This is a genomic window from Bacillota bacterium, from assembly GCA_040754675.1.
Classification (GTDB): Bacteria; Bacillota; Limnochordia; order Limnochordales; family Geochordaceae; genus Geochorda.
Genome location: JBFMCJ010000777.1, coordinates 1 through 1,585, shown reverse-complemented (window position 1 = coordinate 1,585; position 1,585 = coordinate 1). Strand labels below are relative to the sequence as shown.

The following is a 1,585-nucleotide window of genomic DNA, read 5'->3' as shown; positions in this document are numbered from 1 at the left end:
AGGCCGCTGCCCAGGCTGCCAGGGCCGGCGAGGCGGCAGCCGAGGGGGACAGGCTCAGCGCGGAAGCAGCCAGGCAGGCCGTCTCGGCCCGGGAGGCCGCACAGCAAAGCCACGAGCTGGCCCTGAAGCTGCTCGAGGCCGTGGCGCAGGTGGAACAGATCCTGGGGCTCATCGGCGAGGTGGCCCAGCAGACCAACCTGCTGGCGCTGAATGCTGCCATTGAAGCCGCCCGGGCGGGGGAGCAGGGGCGGGGCTTTGCGGTCGTGGCTGATGAGGTAAGCCGTCTGGCGGGGCGTTCGGCCGACGCGGTCGGCCAGGCGTCTCAGTGGTTCGCCAGGATGCGGGAGGCGGCAGGGTCGGCGGCCGAGGCCACGGCGGCTGCCGACCAGGCGGCGGCGCGGCAGGCCGAGAGCGTTCACGCCATGGCCGGGGCGTACCGGCAGATCCGCGAGGCCACGGAGGGTATTGCCACGTTCACGAGGCGGACGGCGGAGCGGGCCGAGGCCATGGCGCGAAGCGGGGACACCATCCGGACGGCAGCCGAGACCATGTCGTCTCAGTCGCAGGAACTGGCGGCGGGTATCCAGCAGATTTCGGGCGGGGTCGAGCAGCAGGCCGCAACGGCGCAGGAGACCTCGGCGCAGTCGGCGGCGGTGGCAGAGGCCACCCAGAGCCTGCGGGGGCTCGTCGCTCGCTTCAAGATGACACAGCGCTGACCAACCGGGGAACAAACGAGCGGGCCAGGAAGGCAGACAGGGCGAAAGCTCGCCGTCTTGCGTTTCAGGCCACGATGGCGCCCACCGGCTCGGGACGGATGGGGGCCGAGGGCCTTGCCGGCGGCGTCTCAGGAACCGGCCCCGTCTCCGGCAGGCTCCAGGCATCCCGGTACCCGTACTGCCGCGCGGCATCAAATGCCAGCACAACCACGCCCTCGGGGCTGTCTACGACAGACAGCCTCTCTGCATCGATGAGGAGTGTCTCGTGGCGGTCGCGGGCCAGCACGTAGACACCGCGGGTGGTCTGGACGATACGGACAGTGTAGCCCTGCCGGGACAGCACCGCAAAGATCAGCATCGCCCGGTCAAGCGGGCGGCCGACGCGGTGTTCGAGCACCTGCCCCGCCAGCATGACCCGGTCGGGCTCGAGGAAAATGGAGCCGGGCTCAATGCGGTGGCGCATCCACACCAGGAGCTCGTGTGCGCCTGCAAGCTGGCGGGCCAACCTGGCCACGGCCGGATCCGTGCGAGAGGCCAGGGCATAGGCCTCCGGCCGGTGAACCAGCAACGTCTGGTGCGCGTAGAGAGCCAGCGTGTACACCGAATCAGGGGCCTGAGCGCTCCGGCTGAAGACTGCCTTTCGGACTCGAAAGGCAAGTTGGGCGGCCATCGCGTCGCGCTCTTCGTCGCTCGCCGCACGCTTCTTCCGGAACTCGTCATCAGCCGGTATGACGCCACGAATAGCGTTGCCCTTGACCGCGGCCGCCCGTACGGCGGGCCGATCCAGCTCAGAGAGCGGCATGGGGCCGAGACAGGCGGCATCGTTGAACGCTCGCTCGACGAAAAGTCGGGACGACCGCGGCGGCTCT

At 70.0% G+C, this 1,585-nt stretch carries 2 protein-coding genes; one reads left to right on the top strand and one right to left on the bottom strand.

Going from position 1 to position 1,585, the window contains the following annotated elements:
- A partial coding sequence (locus AB1609_23530) for a methyl-accepting chemotaxis protein (protein MEW6049406.1) occupies positions 1–716 on the top strand: 716 nt, incomplete at its 5' end.
- Between the two features lie 64 nt (positions 717–780).
- On the opposite strand, the gene AB1609_23525 is transcribed toward AB1609_23530, so the two are convergent.
- Positions 781–1,585: hypothetical protein (locus tag AB1609_23525; GenBank protein MEW6049405.1), on the bottom strand; the 805-nt coding region annotated here is incomplete at its 5' end.